Source organism: Psychrobacter sp. NG27 (assembly GCF_016106655.1).
Taxonomy (GTDB): Bacteria; Pseudomonadota; Gammaproteobacteria; order Pseudomonadales; family Moraxellaceae; genus Psychrobacter.
This window is the reverse complement of record NZ_JADGIN010000002.1, coordinates 543,307-569,757: the sequence shown is the minus strand read 5'-3', so window position 1 is coordinate 569,757 and position 26,451 is coordinate 543,307. Positions and strand designations below refer to the sequence as shown.

Annotated in this window: 21 protein-coding genes, 1 tRNA gene and 1 other RNA gene; 6 read left to right on the top strand and 17 right to left on the bottom strand. The window is 43.7% G+C overall.

Annotation, left to right across the window (positions count from 1 at the left end; genetic code table 11):
* Positions 1 to 143: 143 nt before the first annotated feature.
* The 14 genes from lepB to coaD form a co-directional block, all read right to left on the bottom strand.
* A complete protein-coding gene (gene lepB / locus IP485_RS05805) occupies positions 144 to 1,046 on the bottom strand; it encodes a signal peptidase I (RefSeq protein ID WP_198326403.1) in 903 nt (300 codons plus the stop codon).
* Between the two features lie 97 nt (positions 1,047 to 1,143).
* Positions 1,144 to 2,940, bottom strand: a complete 1,797-nt coding sequence (gene lepA, locus IP485_RS05800; protein WP_198326402.1) for a translation elongation factor 4 — start codon at positions 2,938 to 2,940, stop codon at positions 1,144 to 1,146.
* Positions 2,941 to 3,233: 293 nt separating this feature from the next.
* Positions 3,234 to 4,466 carry a capsule biosynthesis protein gene (locus IP485_RS05795; protein WP_227686422.1) on the bottom strand — a complete coding sequence of 411 codons (1,233 nt, stop codon included), beginning with the start codon at positions 4,464 to 4,466 and terminating at the stop codon, positions 3,234 to 3,236.
* 131 nt (positions 4,467 to 4,597) lie between these two features.
* Complete coding sequence (locus IP485_RS05790; RefSeq protein ID WP_198326400.1) at positions 4,598 to 7,195, bottom strand: capsular polysaccharide biosynthesis protein; 2,598 nt, start codon at positions 7,193 to 7,195, stop codon at positions 4,598 to 4,600.
* A 151-nt stretch (positions 7,196 to 7,346) separates the two neighbouring features.
* Positions 7,347 to 9,119 carry a polysaccharide biosynthesis/export family protein gene (locus IP485_RS05785; protein WP_198326399.1) on the bottom strand — a complete coding sequence of 591 codons (1,773 nt, stop codon included), beginning with the start codon at positions 9,117 to 9,119 and terminating at the stop codon, positions 7,347 to 7,349.
* A 70-nt stretch (positions 9,120 to 9,189) separates the two neighbouring features.
* Positions 9,190 to 10,305, bottom strand: a complete 1,116-nt coding sequence (locus IP485_RS05780) for a capsule biosynthesis protein (RefSeq protein ID WP_198326398.1) — start codon at positions 10,303 to 10,305, stop codon at positions 9,190 to 9,192.
* Positions 10,274 to 10,945: an ABC transporter ATP-binding protein gene (locus IP485_RS05775; RefSeq protein WP_198326397.1), complete on the bottom strand. Its 672-nt coding sequence runs from the start codon at positions 10,943 to 10,945 to the stop codon at positions 10,274 to 10,276. Before IP485_RS05775 ends, IP485_RS05780 begins: the two co-directional genes overlap by 32 nt.
* A gap of 47 nt (positions 10,946 to 10,992) precedes the next feature.
* Entirely contained in the window at positions 10,993 to 11,805 is an 813-nt protein-coding gene (locus IP485_RS05770) for an ABC transporter permease (RefSeq protein ID WP_198326396.1), read from the bottom strand.
* A gap of 217 nt (positions 11,806 to 12,022) precedes the next feature.
* A tRNA-Met gene (locus IP485_RS05765) sits at positions 12,023 to 12,099 on the bottom strand.
* Between the two features lie 143 nt (positions 12,100 to 12,242).
* An RNA gene (gene rnpB, locus IP485_RS05760) (RNase P RNA component class A) lies at positions 12,243 to 12,625 on the bottom strand.
* Between the two features lie 74 nt (positions 12,626 to 12,699).
* Positions 12,700 to 13,455: a dethiobiotin synthase gene (gene bioD, locus IP485_RS05755; RefSeq protein WP_198326395.1), complete on the bottom strand. Its 756-nt coding sequence runs from the start codon at positions 13,453 to 13,455 to the stop codon at positions 12,700 to 12,702.
* Between the two features lie 48 nt (positions 13,456 to 13,503).
* Positions 13,504 to 14,832, bottom strand: a complete 1,329-nt coding sequence (gene bioA / locus IP485_RS05750; RefSeq protein WP_198326394.1) for an adenosylmethionine--8-amino-7-oxononanoate transaminase — start codon at positions 14,830 to 14,832, stop codon at positions 13,504 to 13,506.
* 160 nt (positions 14,833 to 14,992) lie between these two features.
* A complete protein-coding gene (locus IP485_RS05745) occupies positions 14,993 to 15,241 on the bottom strand; it encodes a YfhL family 4Fe-4S dicluster ferredoxin (RefSeq protein WP_021814308.1) in 249 nt (82 codons plus the stop codon).
* 109 nt (positions 15,242 to 15,350) lie between these two features.
* Entirely contained in the window at positions 15,351 to 15,869 is a 519-nt protein-coding gene (coaD, locus tag IP485_RS05740) for a pantetheine-phosphate adenylyltransferase (protein WP_194363664.1), read from the bottom strand.
* A gap of 251 nt (positions 15,870 to 16,120) precedes the next feature.
* Here coaD and smpB point away from each other — a divergent pair, with 251 nt between their 5' ends.
* Positions 16,121 to 16,597: an SsrA-binding protein SmpB gene (gene smpB / locus IP485_RS05735; protein WP_194363663.1), complete on the top strand. Its 477-nt coding sequence runs from the start codon at positions 16,121 to 16,123 to the stop codon at positions 16,595 to 16,597.
* A gap of 113 nt (positions 16,598 to 16,710) precedes the next feature.
* Here the strand turns inward: smpB and rarD are convergent, their stop codons facing one another.
* Entirely contained in the window at positions 16,711 to 17,724 is a 1,014-nt protein-coding gene (rarD, locus tag IP485_RS05730; RefSeq protein ID WP_265090931.1) for an EamA family transporter RarD, read from the bottom strand.
* Between the two features lie 241 nt (positions 17,725 to 17,965).
* Between rarD and IP485_RS05725 the strand changes: the two genes are divergently transcribed.
* Together IP485_RS05725 and IP485_RS05720 are read left to right on the top strand one after the other, a co-directional pair.
* The gene (locus IP485_RS05725) at positions 17,966 to 18,433 is read left to right on the top strand and encodes an Lrp/AsnC family transcriptional regulator (protein ID WP_102091517.1); all 468 of its coding nucleotides are present in this window, start codon (positions 17,966 to 17,968) and stop codon (positions 18,431 to 18,433) included.
* A 163-nt stretch (positions 18,434 to 18,596) separates the two neighbouring features.
* The gene (locus tag IP485_RS05720; protein WP_227686421.1) at positions 18,597 to 19,379 is read left to right on the top strand and encodes a hypothetical protein; all 783 of its coding nucleotides are present in this window, start codon (positions 18,597 to 18,599) and stop codon (positions 19,377 to 19,379) included.
* Between the two features lie 92 nt (positions 19,380 to 19,471).
* Here the strand turns inward: IP485_RS05720 and IP485_RS05715 are convergent, their stop codons facing one another.
* Positions 19,472 to 20,095 (bottom strand): hypothetical protein, encoded by a 624-nt coding sequence (locus tag IP485_RS05715; protein ID WP_198326393.1) that lies wholly within the window; start codon positions 20,093 to 20,095, stop codon positions 19,472 to 19,474.
* A 10-nt stretch (positions 20,096 to 20,105) separates the two neighbouring features.
* Positions 20,106 to 21,389 (bottom strand): ammonium transporter, encoded by a 1,284-nt coding sequence (locus IP485_RS05710; RefSeq protein ID WP_413787017.1) that lies wholly within the window; start codon positions 21,387 to 21,389, stop codon positions 20,106 to 20,108.
* A gap of 605 nt (positions 21,390 to 21,994) precedes the next feature.
* On the opposite strand from IP485_RS05710, the gene IP485_RS05705 reads away from it, so the two are divergent.
* The 3 genes from IP485_RS05705 (at position 21,995) to IP485_RS05695 (ending at position 26,373) form a co-directional block, all read left to right on the top strand.
* Complete coding sequence (locus IP485_RS05705) at positions 21,995 to 24,439, top strand: YgiQ family radical SAM protein (RefSeq protein ID WP_198326392.1); 2,445 nt, start codon at positions 21,995 to 21,997, stop codon at positions 24,437 to 24,439.
* 353 nt (positions 24,440 to 24,792) lie between these two features.
* On the top strand, positions 24,793 to 25,194 hold the full coding sequence (locus tag IP485_RS05700; RefSeq protein WP_194363658.1) for a hypothetical protein: 402 nt from the start codon (positions 24,793 to 24,795) through the stop codon (positions 25,192 to 25,194).
* A gap of 609 nt (positions 25,195 to 25,803) precedes the next feature.
* Positions 25,804 to 26,373, top strand: coding sequence for a hypothetical protein (locus tag IP485_RS05695; RefSeq protein ID WP_198326391.1), 570 nt, complete (start codon positions 25,804 to 25,806; stop codon positions 26,371 to 26,373).
* Positions 26,374 to 26,451: the final 78 nt, after the last annotated feature.

Below are 26,451 nucleotides of genomic sequence, written 5' to 3'. Positions count from 1 at the left end.
TGACACCCTTCGACTGATAAACGACTGTTTTTAATGGCCACTCAATGACTAAATAACTATTTGGTGAATAGTAAATTGGCAGATAGTAACGATATTAGCATAAAACGATTATCGATAAATCAATCAATACAGTATCTATGATGTCAATCAATAGCGCCATTGCGCTCAAACGTTGGTAAAGTAAGTCCTGGTGGTTTGTGCATCCAGATATAAACTGCCTTACCTGCTAGGTTTGCGTCTGGAACAAAACCCCAAAACCGACCATCAGCACTTCGGTCACGGTTATCACCCATGACAAAATACTGACCCTCTGGCACATCAAGGCGCCACTCGGTACCTTCAGAGCTTACCACTTCTGGCGACTGCTGCTGTAAAAACGGTGCATACTGTGCGCTATTCATACCGCTTAAGTATCGAACAAGATGTGTGTTCTCGCCTTGTACCTCCTGAAAGTATTCAGCCGCGTCTTCTTCTTCTTGACCCATTGCTGCCGCACCTGCTTCTGTCAATACTTGACCTGGAGCCACTTGTCCTGGCAGATAAAGCTGCGAAGTTAATTCGTCTTTTGCAGCAAAGTCCACAGAGCTGGTTTCAACAGGCACATCATTAATAGAAAGTGTGCCTTGATTATAACTAACCGTATCACCAGGCAAACCGATAACCCGTTTTATATAATAGATACTAGGGTTTTCAGGATAACGAAATACAGCTACATCACCATGCTCTGGTTCGCCAGTATCCAATACCTTATTGTATGTCAAAGGCAGGCGTACACCATAGGCATACTTATTAACGGCAATAAAGTCACCCGTATATAACGTCGGCACCATAGAAGATGATGGAATGTTAAAAGGCTCAATAAAAAACGAGCGAACAATCAATACCACGGCTAGGACAGGAAAGAAGTCATAAGCCCAGCGTACTAGAAGACTCTCTTTGCCGCGTCCGCGCGTCTTTCGTTGTTTGAGTGTAAGTTTGTCTAACAGCCAAACGATACCTAAGCCTATGGTTAACGGTACTAAAATTAAATTAAAATCAAAATCCATACCAAATTGCCTATTAACGAGCTGCTTTGACGGTTGCTATTTATAAACTATCGTATTTACTGTTATTACTTTTACATGAGTAATAACAGTTTATTGTTTATTCTACTTGCAGTACAGCCAAGAAGGCTTCTTGTGGTATTTCCACATTACCCACTTGCTTCATGCGTTTTTTACCGGCTTTCTGCTTAGATAGTAACTTTTTCTTACGTGAGACATCACCACCATAACACTTAGCTAGTACATCTTTACGCATGGCTTTGACCGTGCTACGGCCAATAATCTGACTGCCAATAGCCGCTTGAATCGCCACATCAAACATTTGACGTGGAATCAACTCTTTCATCTTAGTCACTAGCGCATTACCACGGTAGCGTGATTGGGTTTCGTGCACAATCATGGCCAGCGCATCAACTTTTTCGCCGTTGATCAACACATCCACTTTGACCAGTTTATCGACTTGGTAACGCTCAAAATTATAATCAAGCGAGGCGAAACCGCGTGAAACTGACTTTAGACGATCGAAGAAATCCATGACCACCTCGCCCATCGGAATATCGAAGATCAGCTGAACTTGGCGACCCATAAAACGCATATCGACCTGTACGCCGCGACGCTCAATACATAGCGTCATGACATTGCCCAAGTAATCTTGGGGTACTAAAATCTGACAGCGGGCGATTGGCTCACGAAATTCTTCAATATTATTCGGCTCTGGCAATCTAGAGGGGTTATCAACATAGATAACGTCACCATTCTTTTTCTCAATTTCATAGATTACTGAAGGTGCGGTAGTGATCAAATCCAAATCGTATTCACGCTCTAAACGCTCTTGGATAATTTCCATGTGCAGCATACCCAAGAAGCCGCAACGGAAACCAAAACCAAGTGCATCTGAGGTATCCGGCTCAAAGAACAACGAGGCATCGTTAATTTGCAATTTTTGCAACGCTTCACGAAACTTTTCAAAGTCGGTAGAATCTACAGGGAACATACCTGCGTAGACTTGCGGGGTTACTTGTTTAAACCCAGGAATACGGTCGACGTCAGGCGTTTTGGCATGCGTAATCGTATCACCAACGGGAGCGCCCGCAATATCTTTAATACCAGCAATAATGAAGCCAACTTCACCTGCTTCCAAAACACCCGTATCTAGAGGCTTCGGTGTAAAAACACCAATTGAACCAACCAAATGTGCTTCTTGAGTTGACTTAATATAGAGCTTGTCACCTTTGCGTATGGTGCCTTCGCGCACACGTACCAATGACACCACGCCTAGATAGTTATCAAACCATGAGTCAATGATTAGCGCTTGTAGCGGTGCTTCACGGTCACCAGTCGGCGCTGGAATAAATGCAACCAACGCTTCTAATAGCTTATCAACCCCTAGCCCTGATTTGGCTGATACTCTTGGTGCATCTACCGCATCAATGCCAATGATGTCTTCGATTTCTTGAATAACACGCTCAGGCTCAACTTGAGGCAGATCAATCTTATTTAAGACGGCCATTACTTCTAGGCCTTGATCCACTGCGGTATAGCAGTTGGCCACTGACTGCGCTTCTACGCCTTGAGCCGCATCGACAACCAACAATGCCCCTTCACAAGCCGCTAATGAACGAGATACTTCATATGAAAAGTCGACGTGGCCAGGCGTATCAATAAAGTTCAGCTGATAACGCTCACCATTTGGGTGATCATAAAACAACGTTACCGACTGTGCCTTGATAGTGATACCGCGCTCACGCTCAATATCCATCGAGTCGAGCACTTGCGCCTGCATCTCGCGATCTTGCAAGGCGCCGCACATTTGAATGAAACGATCGGCAAGCGTCGACTTACCATGATCAATGTGGGCAATGATTGAAAAGTTACGAATATTGGCTAATGCAGTCACAAAGCGCCTACTAAATTAAGGGTGATAGAATAATAAAAATGAATACTGTCAGAGGTAGTCGATAGCATACTTAGGTAGTGTAAAAACCAAACCATCAACCGAGTCAATTTTATGAATATAACGGTCTCGAATACACGGCTAAGAATGCTAACGCTTATGCGCAGACATAAAAGAGCATTCTAGCAGTTTTCTACTGCAAAGTAAGGCGATTTTGTTAGCAGAGATGTGATTTACCTTACAGGTGAGCCAATCAACTGACAAACCACGAATTTAGACAGTATGGTGCTTATCAGCTACTGATGAGGAGGGGTTTTAGAGAGTTCTGTTTCTATAGTCTTGTCTTCAGCTTGAGACAGATACTTATACATCCAAGGAGACCGACCATAAAAAGCACCATTGATCTGAGTTTGCTCTATCAGATACTCACGAAATCTCAAATAAAATTCGTTATCTGGGCTCTTGGGATGCTGCCAGAAATCATCCAATGATTTTTGATCCGTCAGTTTAGGAATGTCGTAGATAGCACGGCCCATAACCTTGGTTGGTTTTTTATGATAGACCGACTGTAGACCTGTGGTGCTATTGATAGTGACCATGCCAATGCTATGTTTCATCAAAGTTGGCAAGTGCATATCACAACCATAAAAGACCCGATGGCTCACTTGATAGCGCTCAGCCAGACTAGAGACTAGCTCTCGATAATCTCGATGACCACGATCGAGCGGATGGTGCTTGAATACCAATAGCTGCTTACGCTCTGCACACGTGGCAAAACTGGCAATAGACTCATCGATAAACTGCACCACATCACGATAATCACTATGATGCGTAATCTGTGAATCGTTATGCACTTGCAGACTGATTAAAAAGTAATTATTACTTTCTTGCTTGGTGAGCTTATTTTGTAATCGTTTGTCAGGCAGATAATCTCGAAATTTGCGCCAAGGGGCTTTGAGCCAAGCGATGGCTTCTTGCCATGCGGTCATGCCTCTATAATGCGAATAGTGTGGATAACGACCTTTATAAAGCCATGCAATCACATAGTAAACAACAGCCGCGATACTCAATCGATAAAAACGATTGTGCGTATAGAGTGGATGATCATTTGCTTTTTTCAGTGCTTTAATATCAGCAGTATTCAGCCGTGAATAGCCATTGATACCATATTCTTGCAAGGTAATATAATCGGGGCGCAAATACCCTTCTTCAAATACAAAGAATGAGGTGCCTCTTTTTTCGCTGACACCTGCCGCTTGCGTATGATGTGGACGACAGTCTCCAAAACAAACAATCGCGTCGATGCTATTTGCTTCTATCAAAGCCTGTAACCAAGAGGAGAATTGAGCCAGTGTGCCCGTATACTCATAGGTATCAGCATGATGATAGAAAAAGGCATCTCCCGCATTAAAATTAACTTTACTGACTTTAATGCCTTGGGTTTGCAAAAATTCAGAGAAACGATTAAAAAATCCGCCCATCTTTCCTTGTAGCAGCAAGACGTGTCGATGAGTTAGCAAGTGAGACATCGAAGCTGCCATAGTATTGGGTTACCATTGATTGAAAAATAAAAGTTATATAAAGGACAAATAATTATACCGAAAAACCCGATAATTGTCTCACAGGATTTGTTTGGTGAATTTAGCACCAGCTAGTCAGGTCATTTACGTAAGCGCTGTTGCCATTGATGGCGCTGCTGCATAAAAGCGGTGGTCAATCGTTGCTTTAGTTGCGTGCGCACACTTGGTTTGGACGAAATGGATGATTGAGCTGAACCATTCATATTACCTACCACTCCCGCCTCAGACTCTAAATTTTGGCCTTTTACTGATTGGCAATCTATTGACTGACCTAAATCTTGAGTCGGGTATAAGTAGTCAATCACTTGCTCTACTTGTGCAAGTCCATAGCCATCAGGCAAGCGATATAACGGATAGCATATCAGCGCCCCATATAGTAACTGCTCAAGAGACAACGGTGTCTCGCGCTTACGTCTGGCTAAATACTCCGCCTTCGGCTGAAACTGTGTATCCATATCAGTGGTTAAGCCCCACCCTGCATAGAATGGTAGGCCATAGCATGTGACTCGTAAGCCGCGAAGCAGTGCTTCAAAACCTGTCAGCGAGCTGATGGTGTGTATTTCATCAACCCACTCTAGACAATCAGGCATTGCCGTATGATAGGCAACCGCTTGCACTTGCTGTAGACAAGCCTCTGTCACTTTACCAGCGCGCAATCCAGCTTCCACATCGGGATGCGGCTTATAAATAAGATAAGCATGCGGATTATCCTGCCGCACACGATCAATCAAGCTACTATTTGTCTTTATGGTTGAGCCGCAATATTGTACTGATAAATCATCTTCTACTTGACCAATAATCAGAATACGAGGTTTTCTAGATACCTTTGCCTCTTGCATCCATGAGGTATGCTGGCCACTAAAATTTTTACTGGCATTGGCTTTCGCACTACCAATATTACCCCCAACATTATATTTACTCACCCGCTGAGTGAGCAGTTTGTCTCGAAGCTTTTGTACTCGTGTGACCTGCTGTGGATCTAGTGGCTGACAATCACGTAGTAATGTCTCTAAATCTGAAGGCTGAGTAGCATCATAATAGATACCTTGGGTGTCTATCACGACAGATAATGGTTCTAATAACGTTGCGCCCAAACCATTTGAGCGGATAAATCCATCTTCCATACAGTATATGGCAGGAATATTTGAGGACTGTTCAACAAGCTTATTCTGACGCTTTGATTGTACTTTTTGGCGTTTGGCCAAGCCCCATACGAGTAGAGGCTGTTGATAATCCACACGAAAATGGTCTGGGTGTAGAAAATTTATTAAATTTAATTTAGGTTTGATAAATAGCGTCGTACGTGGCAAATTCGTAAATGCCTTAACAAAGGGCAGCTTCCATCGACTGAATTCATACACCGTCACGCTACCTTCAAGACGCGATTGCCAGTATCGGTTGGTCACTAGCCAATCAATGGCGGTATTGATATCACACGGTTGCTTCGTCGCTGGGTCTGCATAGCAGCTATAATCAATATACGCGCTACAAAATAATGTTTCCAACGTCGTATCGAGCTTTTGACCAACTGCTTTAGGGAATAAAGCTGAGTTTGAACAGTTTCTATCTTTGACTCGTTCATTGGCAAATGCTTTACGGCGTTGCTGAACGGCTCTTAAGAGGTTTTTTGGTGCGCCGCTATCATCAGTCAGCCCCCAACCACTATACCAACTGACGCCAAAGCAATGCACTGTCTTGCCTAGCATTAAGGCTTCAAAACCCATGTGCGAGCTGACGGTATAGACATCATTAACTTGCGATAGCAATTTAATAGGATTGAGTGCTTGAGACAATAGTCTCACGTTTTTTGGTAACGATAAGCTGGTGAGATATCCTGATGCTGAAGCAGGGTGTGCCTTGATCCAAATATAAGCATCAGGATGCTGTCGGCACGCGGTCTTTAACATTTGCTTAAATTGACGTTTATTCGCACCAGCCCCTTTAATAGAGGCATCACCCATTACTTGATCAATCAATAGCACATGAGTTTTTGACGCGGTATTTTTGACACCTGTATATTCTTTATCAATCAGCTCATCTAATAATGGACACGCTATCACTGAATTATATTTGCTCAGCTTTTCTGTACAGAGACGTGCCATCAATTGCTGCGCATGTTGCTTATCTAACTGATTCTTTTTAGAGGTACTATCGACCTTGGTTCGGGTAACGATTAACTGCTCAAGGCGCGAGCTGCTGGTCATGTCAAAATAGATACCAATATCATCAACCACCACACTCAAACCATGACGACTATCAACACCTGAATCTAGTGACCGCAAAAAACCATCTTCAATACTCAAAGCAGTCAGGTTTTGACGCCTCGCTGCTTTTTCGGCGCGCTGATAGCTTTTTTTGTGTCCCCAACCCATAAATGCATCGGGTCGTAATGAGTTAGGTTCATTATTGGAACCAACATGCTTTATTTTCGATAGTGGCAATAAAGACAGCAATGCTCGGTTACGGTTAGCCATGCGTTGCTGCACACCTGACCATGGATACCAGCGTTTAATATTCGCTTGCAATGCTTGAGGTAATAGCAGATTATTACGGCGCATTCCTTTGCCAATAACTGCTAAATTTTTTGGTGATGAATACTGGTCTGGCATTAAAAGCAGCGCATTATCAGAGGTAGGTAAAGCCAACACCTTGTCTTCATTTGCTACCTTTTTTGCCATTTTTAATGCCTTGTATTGGTGGTACTTTTTTTATGGTACGTCGTTTACTGGTACATTGTTTGCTGGTGACGGTTTCAGAAATGGACTATTTTATCGTAGCCTATTTTTAGAACCTTCCACACAGCGGTCTTTTATATCTGCAAATCAATGCTTATAAGTCTAGCACCACTTTGGCGGCGATGGCTAACTGATACACTATCTGAGACAAGCCACGAGCAATTTCCACACGCTTGGTTTTGACTTTTGGCAGTATCATAATCTCATCACCTTGCTGGATACGGTAAGCGGTATTGACCACTTGGCTGGCACCATTTTGATGAATAATCAGGATATCTTTGACATCTGCATTGTCAGAGAAACCACCAGAATTGGCAACATAATCGCCCACCGTATAATCTGGGTTGAATGTCAACGCACCTTGCGCACGTACTTGACCATTGACAGTAATCACAGAGGTTTGCGCTGGTATTTCAATGATATCACCTTGCTGTAAGATAATATCTTGCCAAGAATTTGGTACGACGACGATTTGGCCATCGGTCTGCACTTTACGTGCTTTAGCCACAAACTCTTTGACCAAAGCGGCATCATCCTGACGTAGCGCGGCTTCCTCACGTGTGGTTGACTGCGTGGCAAGTGTTAACTCTTCTAGGCGATCAAGCGACTCATTGATCATACGTTTTTGTTGTTCAGCAACGGACTGACGATAAATGGTCAAATGCGTCAATTTTGCCAGTGGACTTGGTTGCAGCTGTGGAACGATGTCTTTGAGGCGCGCACCATATGGCACCACCATCGCCCCATTACCTGTGTGAGCACCTTTAACTTGTACGGCGATGGTGCCCGCATATCGATCTGAGGTCACAACCATCTGGTCACCATTATAGACAGGGACGTTTCGTGCTTCAGTGAGTGAATAATACTCTGCTGTTTGTGCACGTCCTGCACTGCGTGTAATACTAACATTGGTTGCATTTGCCGCAGGGCTGGCCACTTGTAATACATCACCAATGGTCAAATCATTCACATCAAATTCAAAGGTATATTCATTTTGAACTTCCCCGCCTACTTCAAACGTTTTCTTTTGCGGTGCGACCGTAATCACATCGCCATCACGAAACGAGAATGACTGCAATTTACCCGCCAGTAGAAAATCATAAAGATTGACTTGCTGTAGCATTTGGCCGTTACGTTTTATTTGAATGTCGATATAGCTACCACGTGTTGGATCAACACCGCCCGCACGATCCAAATAAGACAATACAGAATCAGCGGCCAAACCGCCATAGTAACCAGGCTGTTTGACAAAGCCTGTGACAAATACTTTCACTGGTTGCGCCTGCTCTAGTGACGCATAGACACCAACGTTTGAGCGATAGATACGATTGACCGCGCTTTTGACGACATTTTGTAGATTGCCGTTTTGGACACCAGAGATGCGTACTGGACCCACATTTGGCAAGAAAATATTGCCTTGCGGATCAACGGTCATCGTCGCGGCGTACTGGTAGGCACCCCACATTCTGACCTGAACGTTATCGCCGGGGTTGATAACATAACCATCATTAAAAGTAGAGCCTGAGGTCGTTGAAAAAGCCCCACGAAACAGCTGCTCACCAAACATCATATCCTGAGTGTTGATGTCTTGGTAAGGACGCGTGGTATTAATAACTGACTGACTTGGAAGGCTGGCTGCATTGACGGCCTCTTGTGTAGTTGCCTGTCCGGGCACGCCGCCTGCAAATGCTTGCGTTGAGACATTGATATTGCTGCGGTTCTGGTCTTGACTCATATTATTGCTGCTAGTGCCAAAACCCGAGCCTGATATTTGATCGGCATAACTGGTCGCTGCTACGGCAGACATACTCATCGTAGCCATTGCCAAACTTATCATTATCAAGATAGAACGTGGTTTCGTATTCATGCGTTATATTCCTTTACTGATCTATCGATCATTACTGATGTCTGGTTTGTCAAAACTGGCTTGATCAAATCTAGCTGCGATGATCACGGACTACTGCCATCACGAGGCGCACAAAACCGTATAGCATCAACAGCAGTGCCAATGATGTCCAAATAAGATATGCTTGACGTGGATAAGTTGCGTCTTCAGCCTCATATGGGGTTGAGATCACAATCAAGTTTTTCATTTTCTTAAAGGCTTCTAGTCGTGATTTTTCAAGCGATGACAAAGACAGCTTATATAGCTCAGTGGCAAAATCAACATCCGCCTTGATGGTTTCAAACTGTACGGCTTGGCGGTTTAATTTGGTGGTATTCGGTGATGTTAATTTGGTTTGCTCTTGCGTGATTTGCTCTTCAACTGCTTTTATTTGGCTTCTGAGCGACACCACTTGTGGCGCATCTGGATTCAGATAGCTGAGCAATTGACGCTCTTCGGTACGTAGTGAGCTCAACTGTGCCTGCAAGCTGCCAATTAACTGATTGACGATCTGCGCATTGGCTTGTGGATCATAGATCTCATTGTCGTTTTGATAGTTTAATAACTGCTCCTTGGCATCGTTTAAACGCTCTTGTGACTCATCTAACTGAGTTTCTGCGAACGCCAATTGATCACGTGCCACTTCTTGTGAGATACGGTTCACAAAACGCTCAGACTCACCTAAGATGGCTTTATTCAGCTCAAATGCATACTTTGAGTCAAAACCTTCGGTTGATACAGAGAGCACATAACTTTGTTCATCAAGATCGATATGAACACGTTTTTTAAAGTACTCAAGTAGATCTTCTTGCGTCGCATCAGGAGCGATTTCATAGATAGGGTCTGAACCATCGACATAATAAGCGTCACGAAATTTAAACTTACTATCGAGACGTTTTACCATGTCATTTGACAAGATATACTCTGTCAAATAGGTGGCGTCTTCTTTACTGGTACTATTGACACCTAGTAGCGCCGATAGCCCGCCACCAGAAGATACGCTTGCATCACTGACTTGCTTCACCACCACATCAGCAGTCGAGATAAAGCGTGGGTGAGCCAAAGTCATAACGTAAAAGATAACGAGCGCCCAAGGAATGAGCACCAAGCCGATAAACAGCGAGAAGTTAACTATCTTACTTTTTTGCTTTGTGGATATGCTTTTCATAAACCTCAATCGCTTCTGTTGTATCGTCAAAGACGTGTGCTGTTTGATCCATTAATACAATACCAATATCACAGTTTCTTTTGATATCACCAATATTATGCGACACGATTAGAAACCCTGCTTGTGCACGGCGGGCGGCTAGAATCTCTTCACTACGTTTACGAAAAGCCGCGTCCCCAACGGCACCCGCTTCATCAAGCATATAATAATCAAAATCAAAGGCCAAACTTAATCCAAAGGTTAATCGTGCTTTCATACCTGATGAGTAGCTTTTCACTGGCATATCAAAATAATTACCAATATCAGCAAACTCTTCGACAAAACGAATTTTCTCATCAATATAAGGACCACTAGAATAAAGGCGGCAGACAAAACGTACATTCTGCCGACCGGTTAAACTGCCTTGAAAGCCACCTGCTACGCCGACTGGCCAGGAAATAGTCGAATCGGTAATAATTTCTCCGTGATCTGGCTCATCAAGTCCACAAATGATACGCAGTAAAGTTGATTTACCCGCACCATTACGACCTAACAAGCCCACACTTTGTTTGTCACCAATAGTTAGATTCAAGTCTTTAAACAAATAATGACGCCCTTTCTTGGTCATAAACGACTTAGAAATATTCTTTATCTCAATCATTTATTCAACCTTTCCTGAAATTATCGCTCATAGCTATAACTACTCATTTAACGAGAACGGATCATGTCACGTTCAGCATACTTATAAAGTAAGAGTCCCAAAAAATTTATACCTACCATCCACTTTAGAAAATACCAAATATCAATATGATATGCCGGGTAATTGGGTGCAAAAGCATGTCTTATCAGTTCGATATTATGGATTAAAGGATTGTATAACAAATAGCTGAAGTATGGCTCAGGTACTACGTGAATAGGAAAGATGATTCCTGAAGTAAAATATAGTATCGTAAAAAATATTGTGATTACTTTACTGATCTCGCCACCATAATATCCAACGACCATCATAATCAACGCAGCGCCAAAGCTGAATATAAATAGTGTTATCCAGCAGAATAAAACTATATGCAGGTTCTCTAAGTTGGCATAGATATCGAAAAAAGCCAAACCTAATAGTAGCAATACTGATGTAAAAAAATAGATGATCAATTCTAAAAAGGAGCGAGCAATAATCACATCAATGTGCTTGATTGAGCGATACATTAATAAGCCTTTATTAGCATCAACTGCGCCTAGTGCCCTTGTTGCTATCTTTTGAAACATCCGAAAAGGAACCATTCCTGCAACTAAGAACAAGGAGAAATCCATACCTGGAACTAGGCGTTCACGGATAGCGCCAAATATCACCAAAAAAATTAGAATTTGAAAAAGAACTTCAAGCGGTGCCCATAGATAGCCCAAACGATAACTACCAAAACGTGTTTGCAGCTCACGCATTAGCAATGCATGAAAAGCGGCACCCATGACTTTTAGGCCACTGCGATGCTTAATAGGACGATAAGGAGGTAATTGAACAGACATGGCGTTACAGGACTTTACCGAAAACAGCCCCTATGATAAGTAAGCGCGACATAAGTTACAAGAATTAATCTGTAGCTAAACAGATAAGGCTATGATTTAGTAAGAAATGTGTAAGTAATTGCTGCGACTGGTTTATCATTGAGTCAATTTTCAGGCAAAAAAAAACCAATCTCAAAAGATTGGTTTTTTAGTTGACACTAATTAAAGTATCTATAAATGGTGGCGATGAAGAGACTTGAACTCTTGACCTCACGATTATGAGTCATGCGCTCTAACCAGCTGAGCTACATCGCCATTTTAGGTTGGCTATTATGCCTAAGCAGATGACTGTCGTCAACCCCTAATAAGCATTTTTTCCAAAAAATTTGGCCTAATATTAAGAAACCGTCATTGACAATCAATAGCGAGCTTTTCAATACTATTTGGGCCATTAAAAAAGGTTTGGTAAACCGATAAGCCGGGTTCTGTCGTGGACAATCATTCCTCTAGGCGTACAATCGCTCGTACGCTCAAGCAACCTACCCGCATCGAACGCGGGCCGCGCCATGCCGATGCCTATTTGGTCTTGCTACGCGTGGAGTTTACCATGCCGTGAACTGTTGCCAGCCACGCGGTGCGCTCTTACCGCACCCTTTCACCCTTACCGATGACATGAATATCTTGCGATACTCATATAAGCCAAAGGCGGTCTACTCTCTGCTGCACTGGTCGTCAAGTTACCCTGCCCAGCCGTTAGCTGGCACGCTGCCCTATGTAGCCCGGACTTTCCTCCCCTGCATGTCTGTTACCAGTGTGCAGCGGCGATTGCCTAGTCTACCAAGCGCGCTAGTATAACAAATTTATGACAGCGTGCGAACGTCTTTTGGATTTATTTTTAGCATCAGCAAAAATAGGTCAAATAGAACCTTTGGGCAAAGATAAACAATAATTCTCTGACAGCGTTTCGGTATTAATCAGTCCAGTATTAACAGACACTTTATTTTTTAGAGACGGTATCTGTACCCAATGCGCCTTAGGATAATTCGCAGCTAAGTAATTTTGCAAAAAATCCACAGTACTATTTGCAATCTCAGCATCCGTATTGTCAGCATCGTCATGGATATGATTATAAATAACGCTATGTACAGATAACCCACGTGCTTTTATCGCTTCTAAACTCAGCAACGTATGATTGATACTACCCAAACGACCAGAAGTGACCAAAATAATGGGATAACCTTGAGTAGCAATATAATCTAAAATTAATAACTGCTCCGTTATTGGTACCAGTAATCCACCAGCACCTTCTAGTAATACCAAGTCGTACTCAGCTTGCAATCGTTTGGTGGCACTAGTAATCAGTTCAGGATCTAGCACTTCCCCTGACAATCGAGTCGCTAAGTGCGGTGATGCAGGCTTTTCATAGCGGTGAGCGCAAGTGGTAAAATCAAGATCACATGGCTGTAGAGTAATGTCCATTAATTGACGATGGACAATAATGTCATCAGCAATACTCATCTCGCCAGTATCAGCATCAATAGCCACACCTGTCTGTACCAGCTTCTGAGTAATGACTCTTATACCTTGCAGCATAAGCGCTTTGGCAAGCAGTCCAGTGGCATACGTTTTACCGATATCGGTATCGATACCTGAGACAAATAAAACACTCATAGCTCACCTTATAAAAAATTGACTGGCCTACAAGAAATATTTTTATGGCTAAACTTCAATATTCGAAGCTGAATTCGAAACTTGCGCCAGATAAGCTGTCACTACATGTAGTAACGATTGGCATAAGGTCACAAGCTCAGTATTAGTAATGACATAAGGCGGCATGATATACACGAGCTTCCCAAATGGTCTGACCCAGATACCATTCTCAATCAATAAGGACTGAAAAATAGGCATATCAACAGCGTCTTGTAATTCAATGACGGCGACTGCACCCAAGCAACGTACTTCAGCCACACCTTCTAACAACGCGGCGGGTGCTAGCTGCTGCTCCATAGTGAGTTGCATATTGGCAGTACGCGCTTCAATATCATAAGACATAATCAAATCAATCGATGCACACGCAACCGCACAGGCAAGTGGATTGCCCATAAAGGTTGGGCCATGCATTAGTGCGGGATAGTCACTATTATGAATAGTATCGGCAATTTTTCGGGTACATAACGTTGCGGCAAAGGTCATATAGCCCCCCGTCAGCGCCTTGCCAATGGTCATGATATCAGGGCTAATAGCCGCATGCTCACACGCAAATAACTTACCACTACGACCAAAACCCGTGGCGATTTCATCCGCAATCAATAGCACATCATGCTCATTACACAGCTCACGCAGAAGTTGTAGATACTCAGGACTATAAAAACGCATCCCGCCTGCGCTCTGAATAATCGGCTCAATGATAAAACCTGCCAGCTTATCGCTGTGCTCATCAAAAAATGCTGTGAGGGCAACGCGATCAGATTCTGTTAAAGCCCGCTCAAACCCCAACGGTGGTGCTGCGACAAAATGCTGCGTTGGTAATTGCTTGCCATACAGACTGTGCATGCCGTTAATAGGATCACAAATACTCATGGCATGCCACGTGTCACCATAATAACCAGAATGTGTAGAGGCAAATTGCTGCTTGGCTGGGCGCTTGGCAGCCACTTGATATTGCAGCGCCATTTTCAACGCCACTTCTACTGCGATACTGCCACTGTCCGCATAGAAAATCGCATCAAGTCCAGCAGGCACAATGTCTAGTAATTTCTGACCCAAATCTATCGCTGGCTGATGGGTCAAGCCACCAAACATCACATGCGCCATTTTACCCAATTGCTCAATAATCGCCGCATTTAGCTTGGGGTGATTATAACCATGAACGCTTGCCCACCAAGAAGACATACCATCGATGAGGCGTGTGCCATCTTGTGTAACGATATAGACACCCTCTGCATGGTCAATCACCATATTTGGATAAGTAGGTGGCAGACTGGCATACGGATGCCAAAGGTGCTGTTGATCAAAGTCGCTCGTTATCTGGTTTGCATTTATCGTCATTACATCGTTCCTAAAGCGCTTCGAACCCAAATATTATTAATAATGTATCGTTGATTCAGTTTAAAAGAGAGTCAAGGCAACCGAGCGCAGATGTATATGTGATACTTCAAGTGAGGTTAACGCTGTAGCTCTTTTATAGAGGATCGACTATGTAAGCCACTTATTGACCAGTAATGCGCTTATATTTAGACAACAAATCGCTTTCTGTCTCGACATGATTGGGATCATGTGGAATACAGTCAACGGGACAAATCACCACGCATTGCGGCTCATCAAAATGTCCGACGCATTCGGTACATAAATCAGGATCGATAACATAAATATCATCCCCTTCTGAGATTGCCTCATTTGGGCAGGCAGGCTCGCAGACGTCACAGTTGATGCACTCGTCAGTGATTAATAGCGCCATGATATGCTCCTTATATTGTTGCTCGTATTGGGCATAGTAGTATGGTAAATAATAGATATAACTGGCATCGCGATCTACTTTTAACAAGGCTTGCCAGCAAACATTTTATCTACTGAGTGTTTAGCTTTTTATCAAACGCTTGCAACACGCAAGGGGGCACGAATTTACTGACGTCACCGCCAAGCTTGGCAATTTCACGAATCATCGTGGACGAGATAAATGAATAATTCTGAGACGGGGTCAAAAAAACGGCTTCAAAATTCTCATCCAGCTCACGGTTCATGTTGGCCAACTGAAACTCATACTCAAAATCTGACATCGCTCGCAATCCTCGTAGCACCGCCGTCGCGTTTTTTTCACGCATAAAGTCAACCAATAGCCCCTCAAACCCAATGACGGATACTTGTGGTAAATCGGCAAATACTGTTTCGACCAAGGCAACGCGCTCTTCAAAATTAAACAGAGGTTTTTTATGATGTCCTGAAGCAACCGCGATCACCACCTCATCAAATAGCTTGGTGGCGCGTGTGACCAGATCCACATGACCATTGGTAATGGGGTCAAAAGTCCCAGGATATAAGATTTTGGTGTGTAGTTTTGAGGAAGTAGCAGAAATAGAGTGGCTCATAGCGTGGCTGATATCGTCGATAATAGTAGGCCATATGCTAGCAAATTTTACTCAAACTTAATACTTATCTGCTACATTTGTCCTAACAGCGGATTTACCTTTTGCTCAAAGGCTTTGATACAATAGTCAGTTCGACTCATCCCGCTTATGGTTTAGATAGAAAACCCTGCCATCGATTGGCTGAGGATGAGGAATCAGTAGGATCAGTTAGATAAGGACGCTGCGCTTTTAGCGATTCTTATGGAGAGGTTATGTCAAAAAAATCAAAAAAACCAGATAATCAGATTTGTGCCAATAAAAAGGCACGTCACGAATACTTTATTGAAGAGTCATTTGAGGCAGGTCTTGCCCTACAAGGCTGGGAAGTAAAAGCCATTCGTGCGGGTAAAATGACCATTACCGAAGCTTATGTGATATTTCGTAATAACGAAGCTTTCTTGTTTGGTGCGCACATTCAGCCGCTGTTATCCAGCTCGACGCATGTCAGCCCAGACAGCATTCGTACCCGTAAGTTACTGCTTAATCGTCGTGAAATCGAAAAACTGTCTGGCGCAATCAATCAAAAAGGCTATGCTTGTGTGCCATTGTCTTGCTACTGGAAAAACTCACTGGTGAAATGCCAAATTGGCCTAGCACTGGGTAAAAAGCAGCATGACAAACGTAAAACCTTGAAAGACCGTGACTGGGAACGTGATAAGCAGCGCGGCTTTAAGCAGCATTTAGATTAATAACGTCAGTCCACTATATAGTGGGACAATGTTAATCTAATACGAAAAAGGACGACTCAATATTTACTGAGCCGTCCTTTTTTATTGTCTATGACATCTCATAGACAATCATTTTACTCTTCTAGAGACGTTGCTGTCTGTCTATTGGCCTGACGCAGTTGCCTAACACCATGCGTAACCAGACACGCTATGCCTAACCAAATCAGACCGTAGCTATAAATCATTGTCGACTCAAACGGATTGCCCAAAACGGTGATGGCCAATACAAATAAGAGTGCTGGCTCTAAATAGCTCATCATGCCATACATATTCACAGGTAACATTTGACTGGCGTCTACGTTGGTTTTCATGGCCAAGACACTTAATATGCCCAGCCCTACTAACATCATGATAAAAAAGCCAGAACCACTTACCAAAGCCACACTACTGGGCGCAAAAAAGAACAGGTAAGCCAAGGCAAATGGTGCAAATATCGTTAAATCAACCAACAGTCCAGTTACCGCTCCAATACCTTGCAGTCGGCGTAAAATGTAGTAAATAGGATAAGTACCACATACCCATAGCGTCGCCCAAGATATGCTTTGCGTACGCACAATCTCGCTACCCACACCCACTGCAGCAAATGCCACTGCCAACCATTGCAGGCGGCTTAATTTTTCGCCAAAGAGGACGCAGCCAAACACCACCATCATCAATGGAAATAGGAAGTACCCCATCGCGGTTTGCACACCTTGGCCATTAACTGGTGCCCACATAAATAACCAAAACTGGCTGAGAAATATCGGCGTCGGTAATAACAGCCAAGCCCACTGCTTTGCCGTACGTAATGCTTTTAACTTATCAATGTGTAACCCTAAACGACCACTGATAACCAAATAACCAACCAGTGCCACCCACATCGCAAGCATCCGCCAGATAAAAACTTGCGTCCCTGATAACGGCGCTAAAAAACTGCTATACGCATAGAGTACGCCAAATAACACATTGGATAATATGGCAAAAGACACCCCTAATATTAATGTGCGTTGTTGTGCGTTACCTGCCGTCCAAATCGCAGGCAATGGCAAACGTGCAGCAGTCGTTGCTAGTGTATTAGCGAATACATTGGAGAGCATTGAGATAGACATGATAAGCACCGTAGATATTAATAGATGATAAAAAACCAATTGCTAGCTCTTTGTTTAAAGTAGCTCTAATTGGTATGGTCTATTTTACTAGTGTACTTTGATATATTATCTCTATATATCCATATCTATGAATAAAATTATCAGATAAGAACGTTATAAATCATTATTTTCTTATATTAAAACTTTTAGTGATAATATTTATAAAATATAAAAAGATTATTACTATGAAGGAAGTCGTGACATGAGCCATACTTTAGACAATATTGATAAAGCCATTTTGAACTTGCTACAGGATGATGCGACATTACCGCTTAAAACTGTCGCAGAGCGAGTGCATGTATCTATTGCGACGGCGCAGCGGCGTATACAGGCGCTAATAGATAATGACGTAATTACCAAACAAGTCGCCATCGTCAATCCTGACAAAGTGGGCTACGGTCTGACAGCAGTAGTAATGATAGAAATGGAGCGCTCTAATACCTCAATGCAGCATCGATTTGAGCGCCTGATGGACGCGCAATCACGAATCATGAGCTGTTATGAAGTATCGGGGGATTTTGACTTTATGCTCATGGTCAATGCAAAAAACATGAGTGATTATCATCAGTTCACGCGCAGCTTGTTGACTTACGAGAATAATGTACGCAATTTCAAAAGTCAGTTTGTGATGAACTTTACTAAGAGCGGGACAAAAATCACGCTAGATTAATTACAACCAATAAGTCACAGCTAAACTTACCTATCATATGACAATGGATGATGAGTAGCTAAATGATGCCTAAACCCTGTACGATATCACCAGAAGTCTAGTGATAAATAACACCTCAATAGCCAACTTCGTAAGCCCATTTATTAGACAAGGAAGCCTAATCATGACCAACAATACAAATGCTGCTAGCAAAGATATGCGCATAGCACTAAAACAGTCCACTCTAAGACCATCAGTTTCAAAAACATCAAATTCAAAAACCATAATGGCAGGTGCTATGTTTGCTACGGTACTAGCCAGCTCAGGCTGTGCCACCAGCTCATTATTAGACAATAGCGGACACGTCACTACGAACACGACGAAGCAAATATTGTCTGAAGATCAAATTGTTGCCTTTGGCCGCCCTGCGCAGGCGTTACCAAAAATGCCAAACGCGACGATGGTTATCGTGGGTGAAAAGAACAGCTACGTGCTCACCCAAGGTGGGACAGAAATGGTCAGCTTGCTCAATAATCTCACGCAAAAAAACATTCAAGTAGATAACGATATGAGCTTTGATGTACCCAACAACGATGGGTACTTTCAAGGTGAGATGAAACTGTCTTATGCCAAATTAAAAGACGAATTTGGGCGCTCCGACTATCAGTTCTTTTTGCAAAATAACGGTAAAGAATGTACCTCAGCTAGCGATCAACGTATCAATGCACAGCGCTTTTGCTTTAGCGTGCCTGTCAAGGGTGCTATCTACCCACAAGTCAGTAATTTAAGCCTAATTCAGTCAAATTATCGTGCTTTAACTAAACCCTATACGGTGAGATTTTATACGCAGACTCAGCAAGATGTTGTCACTCGTAGTGGCCCAAATAGCGCACAAAAACTGGTCTTACTACCTTTTGCCCTCGCCTTTGACGTGGTTACTTTCCCACTTCAGCTATTAGATAATTAGTAAGCTATTAGGCAGCTCACCGTTCGTGTTAAAACGTAGAGCACGTTACGAGGGAGTCTTTATCATAGATCGTAACGTGCCTGTTTGGTCGATTAAAACAACTGTTCGACCAGTGCTTTCGGGTAGCTTTGCTTAGTCGCTTGTGCTGCTCGAAACATCATTTCATCTGCTTCAACAGGCCCTGCAACATCGCATAAGCACACATAAGCCAGCTGCACCAAATTGTTTAAGAGATACTCATCGTCAGGTACGGACGGACGACCCCCTTCCAAAAACTGTTTGATATTGATGCTATGCCCTTTGAAGGTGCGTTCTTGCGAAACAGTTTGGTGCATCGTCAGAAATAAATTGTGATTTTTCATGTCTGTTAGCTGACTACGAAGCGCCTCAATGACGGTATAAAACGCCAAAACCAATTGTGAGACAATGACTGGCGTATCGATGATGTCGTTATGATCATCCACCTCCTGTATCTGCGAATTACTCGTTTGCAACGTATCCCAAAAGGCTTTACGAATATCAGACTTGTGATCTTGTAGCTCAGGATAGCGTCTCGTGGCATCCAATATGCATTGCTGCATCATTTTTACAGAGACCGACGAGTACCGTTGCCACTGAGATTTAAGCAGCCGTACCTCTTCAGGATGCAGATACGCTGCAAGTATCTCTGTCATCGCGGACACAGCTTGGTCTACGGATTGAGTATCAATATTCATCAGCTCTCTCCTATAAATGCCGCTCGGTTAAATTCTTGGAATCGAACATCTGCTTTTGAAACTCAGGGTAGCCAAGCTCTGCATGCTCGGTATAATCAAGGCCGCGCTGCTCGTGTAAGCGGCTCGCCTTTAATCCAAAACTCAAGTCAATAAGCTTATACATCACAAGACCCAATCCCAGTCCCCAAGCTAATGCCACACCCACGCCTAGTGCTTGTATGCCAATCCGTGATAAGTTGAACAAATCCCCTGTATAAAACAATCCTGCCGCGAGTGTGCCCCATGCACCGCCGAAACCATGCACTGCTACAGCTGAAACTACATCGTCTATTTTGAGCTTTAATAATGCCTGCGTGGATAAAATATAAACGACGGAGGCGACCGCACCAATGACAATGGCAAAGATGGGTGTCGTTGTGGCACAGCCTGCGGTGATGGATACCAAACCAATCAAACTGGCATTGACACTGTCGCTCAGCAAAATCGCTTTGTTAAGTGTCCGAGAGATCAACATATAACTCACAACAGCGCTCACTGCTGCAATGAAAGTATTGACGGCGATCAGACCGATATCACCGGTGATAGACAAGGTCGATCCAGCATTGAACCCGAACCAGCCAAACCATAAGATAAATCCGCCCAGCGCTAGCAACGTCATGTTATGCCCTGCGATTAGTCTAGGCGTGCCATCAGGGGCAAAGCGGCCTAGCCTTGGGCCGATAACCAAAATACCTGCCAGCGCAAGCCAACCCCCGATAGAATGCACGACGGTAGACCCAGCAAAATCAATAAATCCAAGCTCAGCTAGCCAACCAGTACCGCCAAAATGACCGCCCCACACCCAACTGGCAAACACAGGGTAGATAAACAAACAAATCAAACAGGCAGCGACTGCATAGCCGATGAACGAGACGCGCTCTGCCATCGCACCACTAGCAATGGTCACTGCTGTCGCCGCAAACATCATTTGAAAAAACATCAGTGCCCAGTCCATATTGGACAATTCGGTTGGCATAAAATGATCCGTACCGACAAACCCTGAGTGATTGGTGCCCATCATTAGCCCAAAGCCGACCAAATAAAATGCCAGACCACCGATGCACATATCAGTATAGTTTTTCATCATCACGTTTACCGCATTTTTTGCACGTACCGATCCACTCTCTAGTAATGCAAAACCTGCCTGCATAAAAAACACCAATACTCCGCCCCAGATAATCCAGGCGATGTTTTGATATTCGAGCAGTTGTGCCACTGTCAATGTGTCTGTCTCTGCGGCTTGGGCGCTACCCATCGCTGTAAACAGTAGTGTACTCAGCACCAGTATATTACTCAGCGATGACCTTAATAGTTTTAATAAGCCCTTTAGCGTGTCTAGCCCCGTGAATGATGCTCTCATTTTATCTCCAAACACTTATCTATCTGTTCAAATGTTATCGGTGCACCATTTTCACTCATCAGTGCACACAAATAAGCCCTAAAAGGGTTGAAGCAAAACCTGTGCCACAATCTACTATTAAAAATTAAAGAAATTTATAGATATAAGAAAACAAATGACTAGTATCAGCCAAGTCGATATTTTGACTATCATCCTTGTAATGATGTGGCTATCGGTCAAATGAGGACGGCTAGAACCCTTAAACAAAGATTTTGAAGAGCTAGTAATATGACTGTTCTGCTTAAGCTGTTTTTACCATTATATCGTTCCATAAACCACTTACTTTGTATCAGCAGTTTATCTCATGCTATCAATAACTTATCATTACTCGCCCATCATAGAATAGGTCGCATAGTGAGGGCGATTCATGTTAAAATGAGCGCTTTTAAATTCGCCTTTATTATCAGTGAGTAATAAGGGACGTATTTTTAGTGCCAATTTTCTAATTAACAGGTCCGCCCATGTCTGCCGATACCATCGCCCGCACTGCCTTTAAACAAGGCACTAAGCCACTTTATGATTATGACAAACACTGGGCGAGCTGCTACGAGCCAGCGCCTTACCTGCCGATGAGCCGCAAAGAGATGGACGATCTGGGCTGGGATGCTTGTGACGTCATCATCATCTCAGGCGACGCCTACGTCGATCACCCAAGTTTTGGTATGGCGATTATTGGTCGCCTATTAGAATCTCAAGGCTTTCGTGTTGGTATCATTGCTCAGCCAGATTGGAAGAGCAAGGATGCCTTTATGGAACTGGGCAAACCTGTCTATGCTTATGGCGTGACCGCGGGCAACATGGACAGCATGATCAACCGCTATACGGCGGATCGTAAAATCCGTAGTGATGACGCTTACTCACCAGGCAACGTGGCAAACAAACGCCCTGACCGCGCCGCTATTGTCTATAGCCAGCGCTGCCGTGAAGCCTATCCTGATGTGCCTATTATTTTAGGCGGCATCGAGGGTAGCTTACGCCGTATTGCTCATTATGATTATTGGTCAGACAAAGTGCGCCGTAGTATCTTGTTGGACGCTCGTGCTGATGTCTTACTGTATGGTAATGCTGAGCGCGCCATTGTCGATGTGGTACATGGTCTGTCTAAAGGCTATAGCTTTGAGCAAATGAGCAAATTGCGTGGTACATCGTACCTATTGACCCCAACACGCCGCCATTGGCAAGAAGGCATGACCGAAGTCGCGAGTAACGACGTCGATACCGTTGGCCGTGTCGATCCTATCATCAACCCTTATGTGATGACTGAAGATATTGATAGCTGCTCAATTGAGCAAGACAAACCAAGCGACTCGCCTGTTGGTCAAGCTATGTCATCAATGTCGTCGCAATATAAAGGCTTTGTCGCAGAACCTGTCGCCAATAAAATCATCAACGCTGAACAAGTCGACGAAGAGACGCAAGTGGTACAAATGCGCGGCTTTGATAAGCCAATGACCGCACGCAAGCATAAGCTAAAAATGCCACCACGTGAGCAGACAGTGATTCGCCTGCCTGATTATGAGCACGTCAAATCTGACCCAGTGCTTTATGCTCATGCTAGCCGTATCCTGCATTTAGAGACTAATCCAGGTAATGCGCGTGCGCTGGTGCAGCGTCATAGTAGCGGTGCTGGCAACTCTCATACTTCTATTGATGTTTGGCTCAACCCACCACCGATTCCGCTCTCAACCGAAGAGATGGATTACGTGTTTGACTTGCCGTATGCCCGTCTGCCGCATCCAAGCTATGGCGATGCGCGCATCCCTGCTTATGACATGATCAAGTTTTCGGTCAATATCATGCGTGGCTGTTTTGGTGGTTGTACGTTCTGCTCGATTACTGAGCACGAAGGCCGCATTATCCAAAGCCGCTCAGAAGATTCAATCTTGCGTGAAGTAGAAGCGATTCGTGATACTGCGCCTAACTTTACTGGCGTGATATCTGATCTCGGTGGCCCAACAGCCAATATGTATCGTCTGAGCTGTAAAGATGAGACGATTGAAAAGAACTGCCGTAAGCCCTCTTGCGTCTATCCTGATGTCTGCGAAAACCTCATCACCGATCACAGTAATTTGACCAAGCTGTATCGCAAAGCGCGTGATATCAAAGGCGTGAAAAAAATCCTGATTGCTTCAGGCTTGCGTTATGACTTGGCAGTGAAAGACCCTGAATACGTCAAAGAGTTGGTCAGCCATCACGTCGGTGGTTATCTAAAGATTGCCCCTGAGCATTCTGAAGAAGGCGTGCTATCGAAGATGATGAAACCGGGCATGGGCAGCTATGACAAATTCAAAGCCATGTTTGAGCAATACAGCCAAGAAGCGGGCAAAGAGCAGTATCTGATTCCTTACTTCATCGCCGCCCATCCGGGTACCAAAGATGAAGATATGATGAACCTTGCCCTTTGGCTCAAAAGTAATGGCTACCGTGCTGACCAAGTACAGGCATTTTATCCAAGCCCAATGGCGACCGCGACCACCATGTATCACACGCATAAAGATCCGCTACATAAGATCAGCCGTGACGAAGGTGACATGGATATCGTCAAGTCTGGCAAGCAGCGTAAACTGCATAAAGCGTTCTTGCGCTATCATGATCCAAAAAACTGGGTAATGTTGCGCAAAGCACTACAAGATATGGGTCGTAGCGATCTGATTGGTAAAAACCGTGGTTGCCTAATTCCACCATTTAACGCCAGTTTAGAAGGGCGTGATGCCGCGCAAGATACTTATCAGTCAGCGCGCAAAAAGAACAGCCGTGTTGGCAATGACTCAGTGAAGCGCAGCAATAACTCGTCAAATAGCAATGCAACGGCAAAAGGCGCAGCAGCTACAAACACTAAAAAAAGAGTCAGCAAAGGCAACTTCCAAACTCAGCATACGGGTCTGCCACCGCGTAAAACCAAATAGTGTTGATAGTATAGAAATGCATGCTCAATCTAGTGCGTGTTAAGTAAAACAAAAAGCGCCTATCAGCCACTCGTTGATAGGCGCTTTTTTTATGGTCGGATTTTATAGTTAGGTTTTATAATCAGATTCTATCATCATGCTCTTCAAAATATGAGCGTCAAAATCAGCATCGCATGCTTAATATTCTCTTGAATACTGCAAGTTACATTCGACAGCGGTTGGGTAACGAAGCTAACAGGTAACAAACAATTTCTAACATTGACATGGTTCATTTTCGCTACTATAAGCCTCATATGCTAAATGCATCGTTAAGAACAAGTAAATGACACCAGTGAAAAGCTTTGGAGAGCACCATGAAAATAATAACTAAAATTGCAACCGCCCTACCTGCCCTTGCGCTATTGAGCGCTTGTGCGACTACCGCACCGACTGCGACTGATACGCCTGTGCCAGAAAAGGTCACTGCTGCTTACGATCGTATGGCACCAGCACCGTACACTTGTACTGACGACAGTACCATCATGGCAAAACAGTCTATTAATAAAGAACAAGTCATGCTCAATGTGACTTTGCCTAAAGTAAAATGGGCCGAGCAACCCGTCATCTTAAACGGTGCAGTAAAGGGTGAAGTGGCAAGTTATGTCAATGACTCAAACCCAGAAGTGGTCTATGCATGGCACATGAAAGATGACAAAGGTATCTTTGCGATGAAATGGGCCAACGGTAAAGAATACCAAGTAAACTGCCAAATCTAATTCACTAAAGATCATCTAATAGTTGTCACAGATAAATAGCAGTCATTTTATAATGGCTGCTTTTTTGTGCATATTCATTCGATATCTCTATGAACATAGCTATAAAAATCAGCATCAGATAGACAGCTGTATAGGGCGTATTGAACATTCAAATGTGGTGCTGGCAGTCACTATTTTTTAGACAATATGCCGTGAAATTTTTGATGCCTAGTCATTCTAGGTTAGACAATTTCGCCATATATTGGCAGAAAATAGTACTGCCCTGAAAGGCTGATGCTAAAATCACCCCAAACGTTGTTGCAAGCCTAGCTAAGGTCTCGACATTATCGTCGGCTTGCGCCTAGTTTGGTGCAATTTTAGCGATCAGCAGCCCTAATATTTGAATAGTCAACACGCCCTAGTCAGTTCAATATAATTTCGATACAAGGAAACCGAGTGCAAGTTATACATTAGTATGCTTAGCGAGGTTAACGCTGTCATTCTTTTATAGAGGATTAGACTATATCAAAACTTACCATCCGATGTATTTCGCTAGAGAACCATACAGAAAGCTGTCAAAATAGCAGGTAGAGTACATTAATCATGACTGATCATAAAAAGGATAACTCGATGGCGAAGCGTCTGATAAATCTAACGGTGATTGTAGCTGCCAGTATGTGGGCGCTGGTAGGATGTGACAACTCTGCTGACTCTGTTAATGCCACCGACCAAGCAGCTGCTAATAAAGAGCCGACGTCGGCTACCGCAGCAGCACTCTCAACAACAGAAGGCAAACCAGCGGTCAATACCATCGACTGGTCGATCATGGACAGTGGTGAAAAGCCTGCTGATCCTACCAATTACAAATACCCGTTTGCCATCGACAGTCAGAACGTCCGTGATTATGCAGATTATTTCAAGGTGGACGCTGCGACTGCGCAGCACAATCTAACCATTAGCATGGCCAGTAACGAGGCGGTATCAAAAATACTAGATCAACTCAGCGAAACCTATACCTCACATGAGCTGACCGATGGTAATGAGATGACGCTTATCATTCATACCACACCCGATGTCGCTGCTAGCAGTTATGATTATGTGCTGTCTGACGACTTTGCCAAAGGGCTGGTATTACCTATCGTGATTCAGCCAGATGGTAAGAAAGGCGATGCGAAGGCGCATAGTGAGATGGTGGAGTAGAAAATTAATATATATATTATGGATGATGACCTATACAAGAGTAAATGGCCATAGGAGATGGGGCAGCATCCATATTAT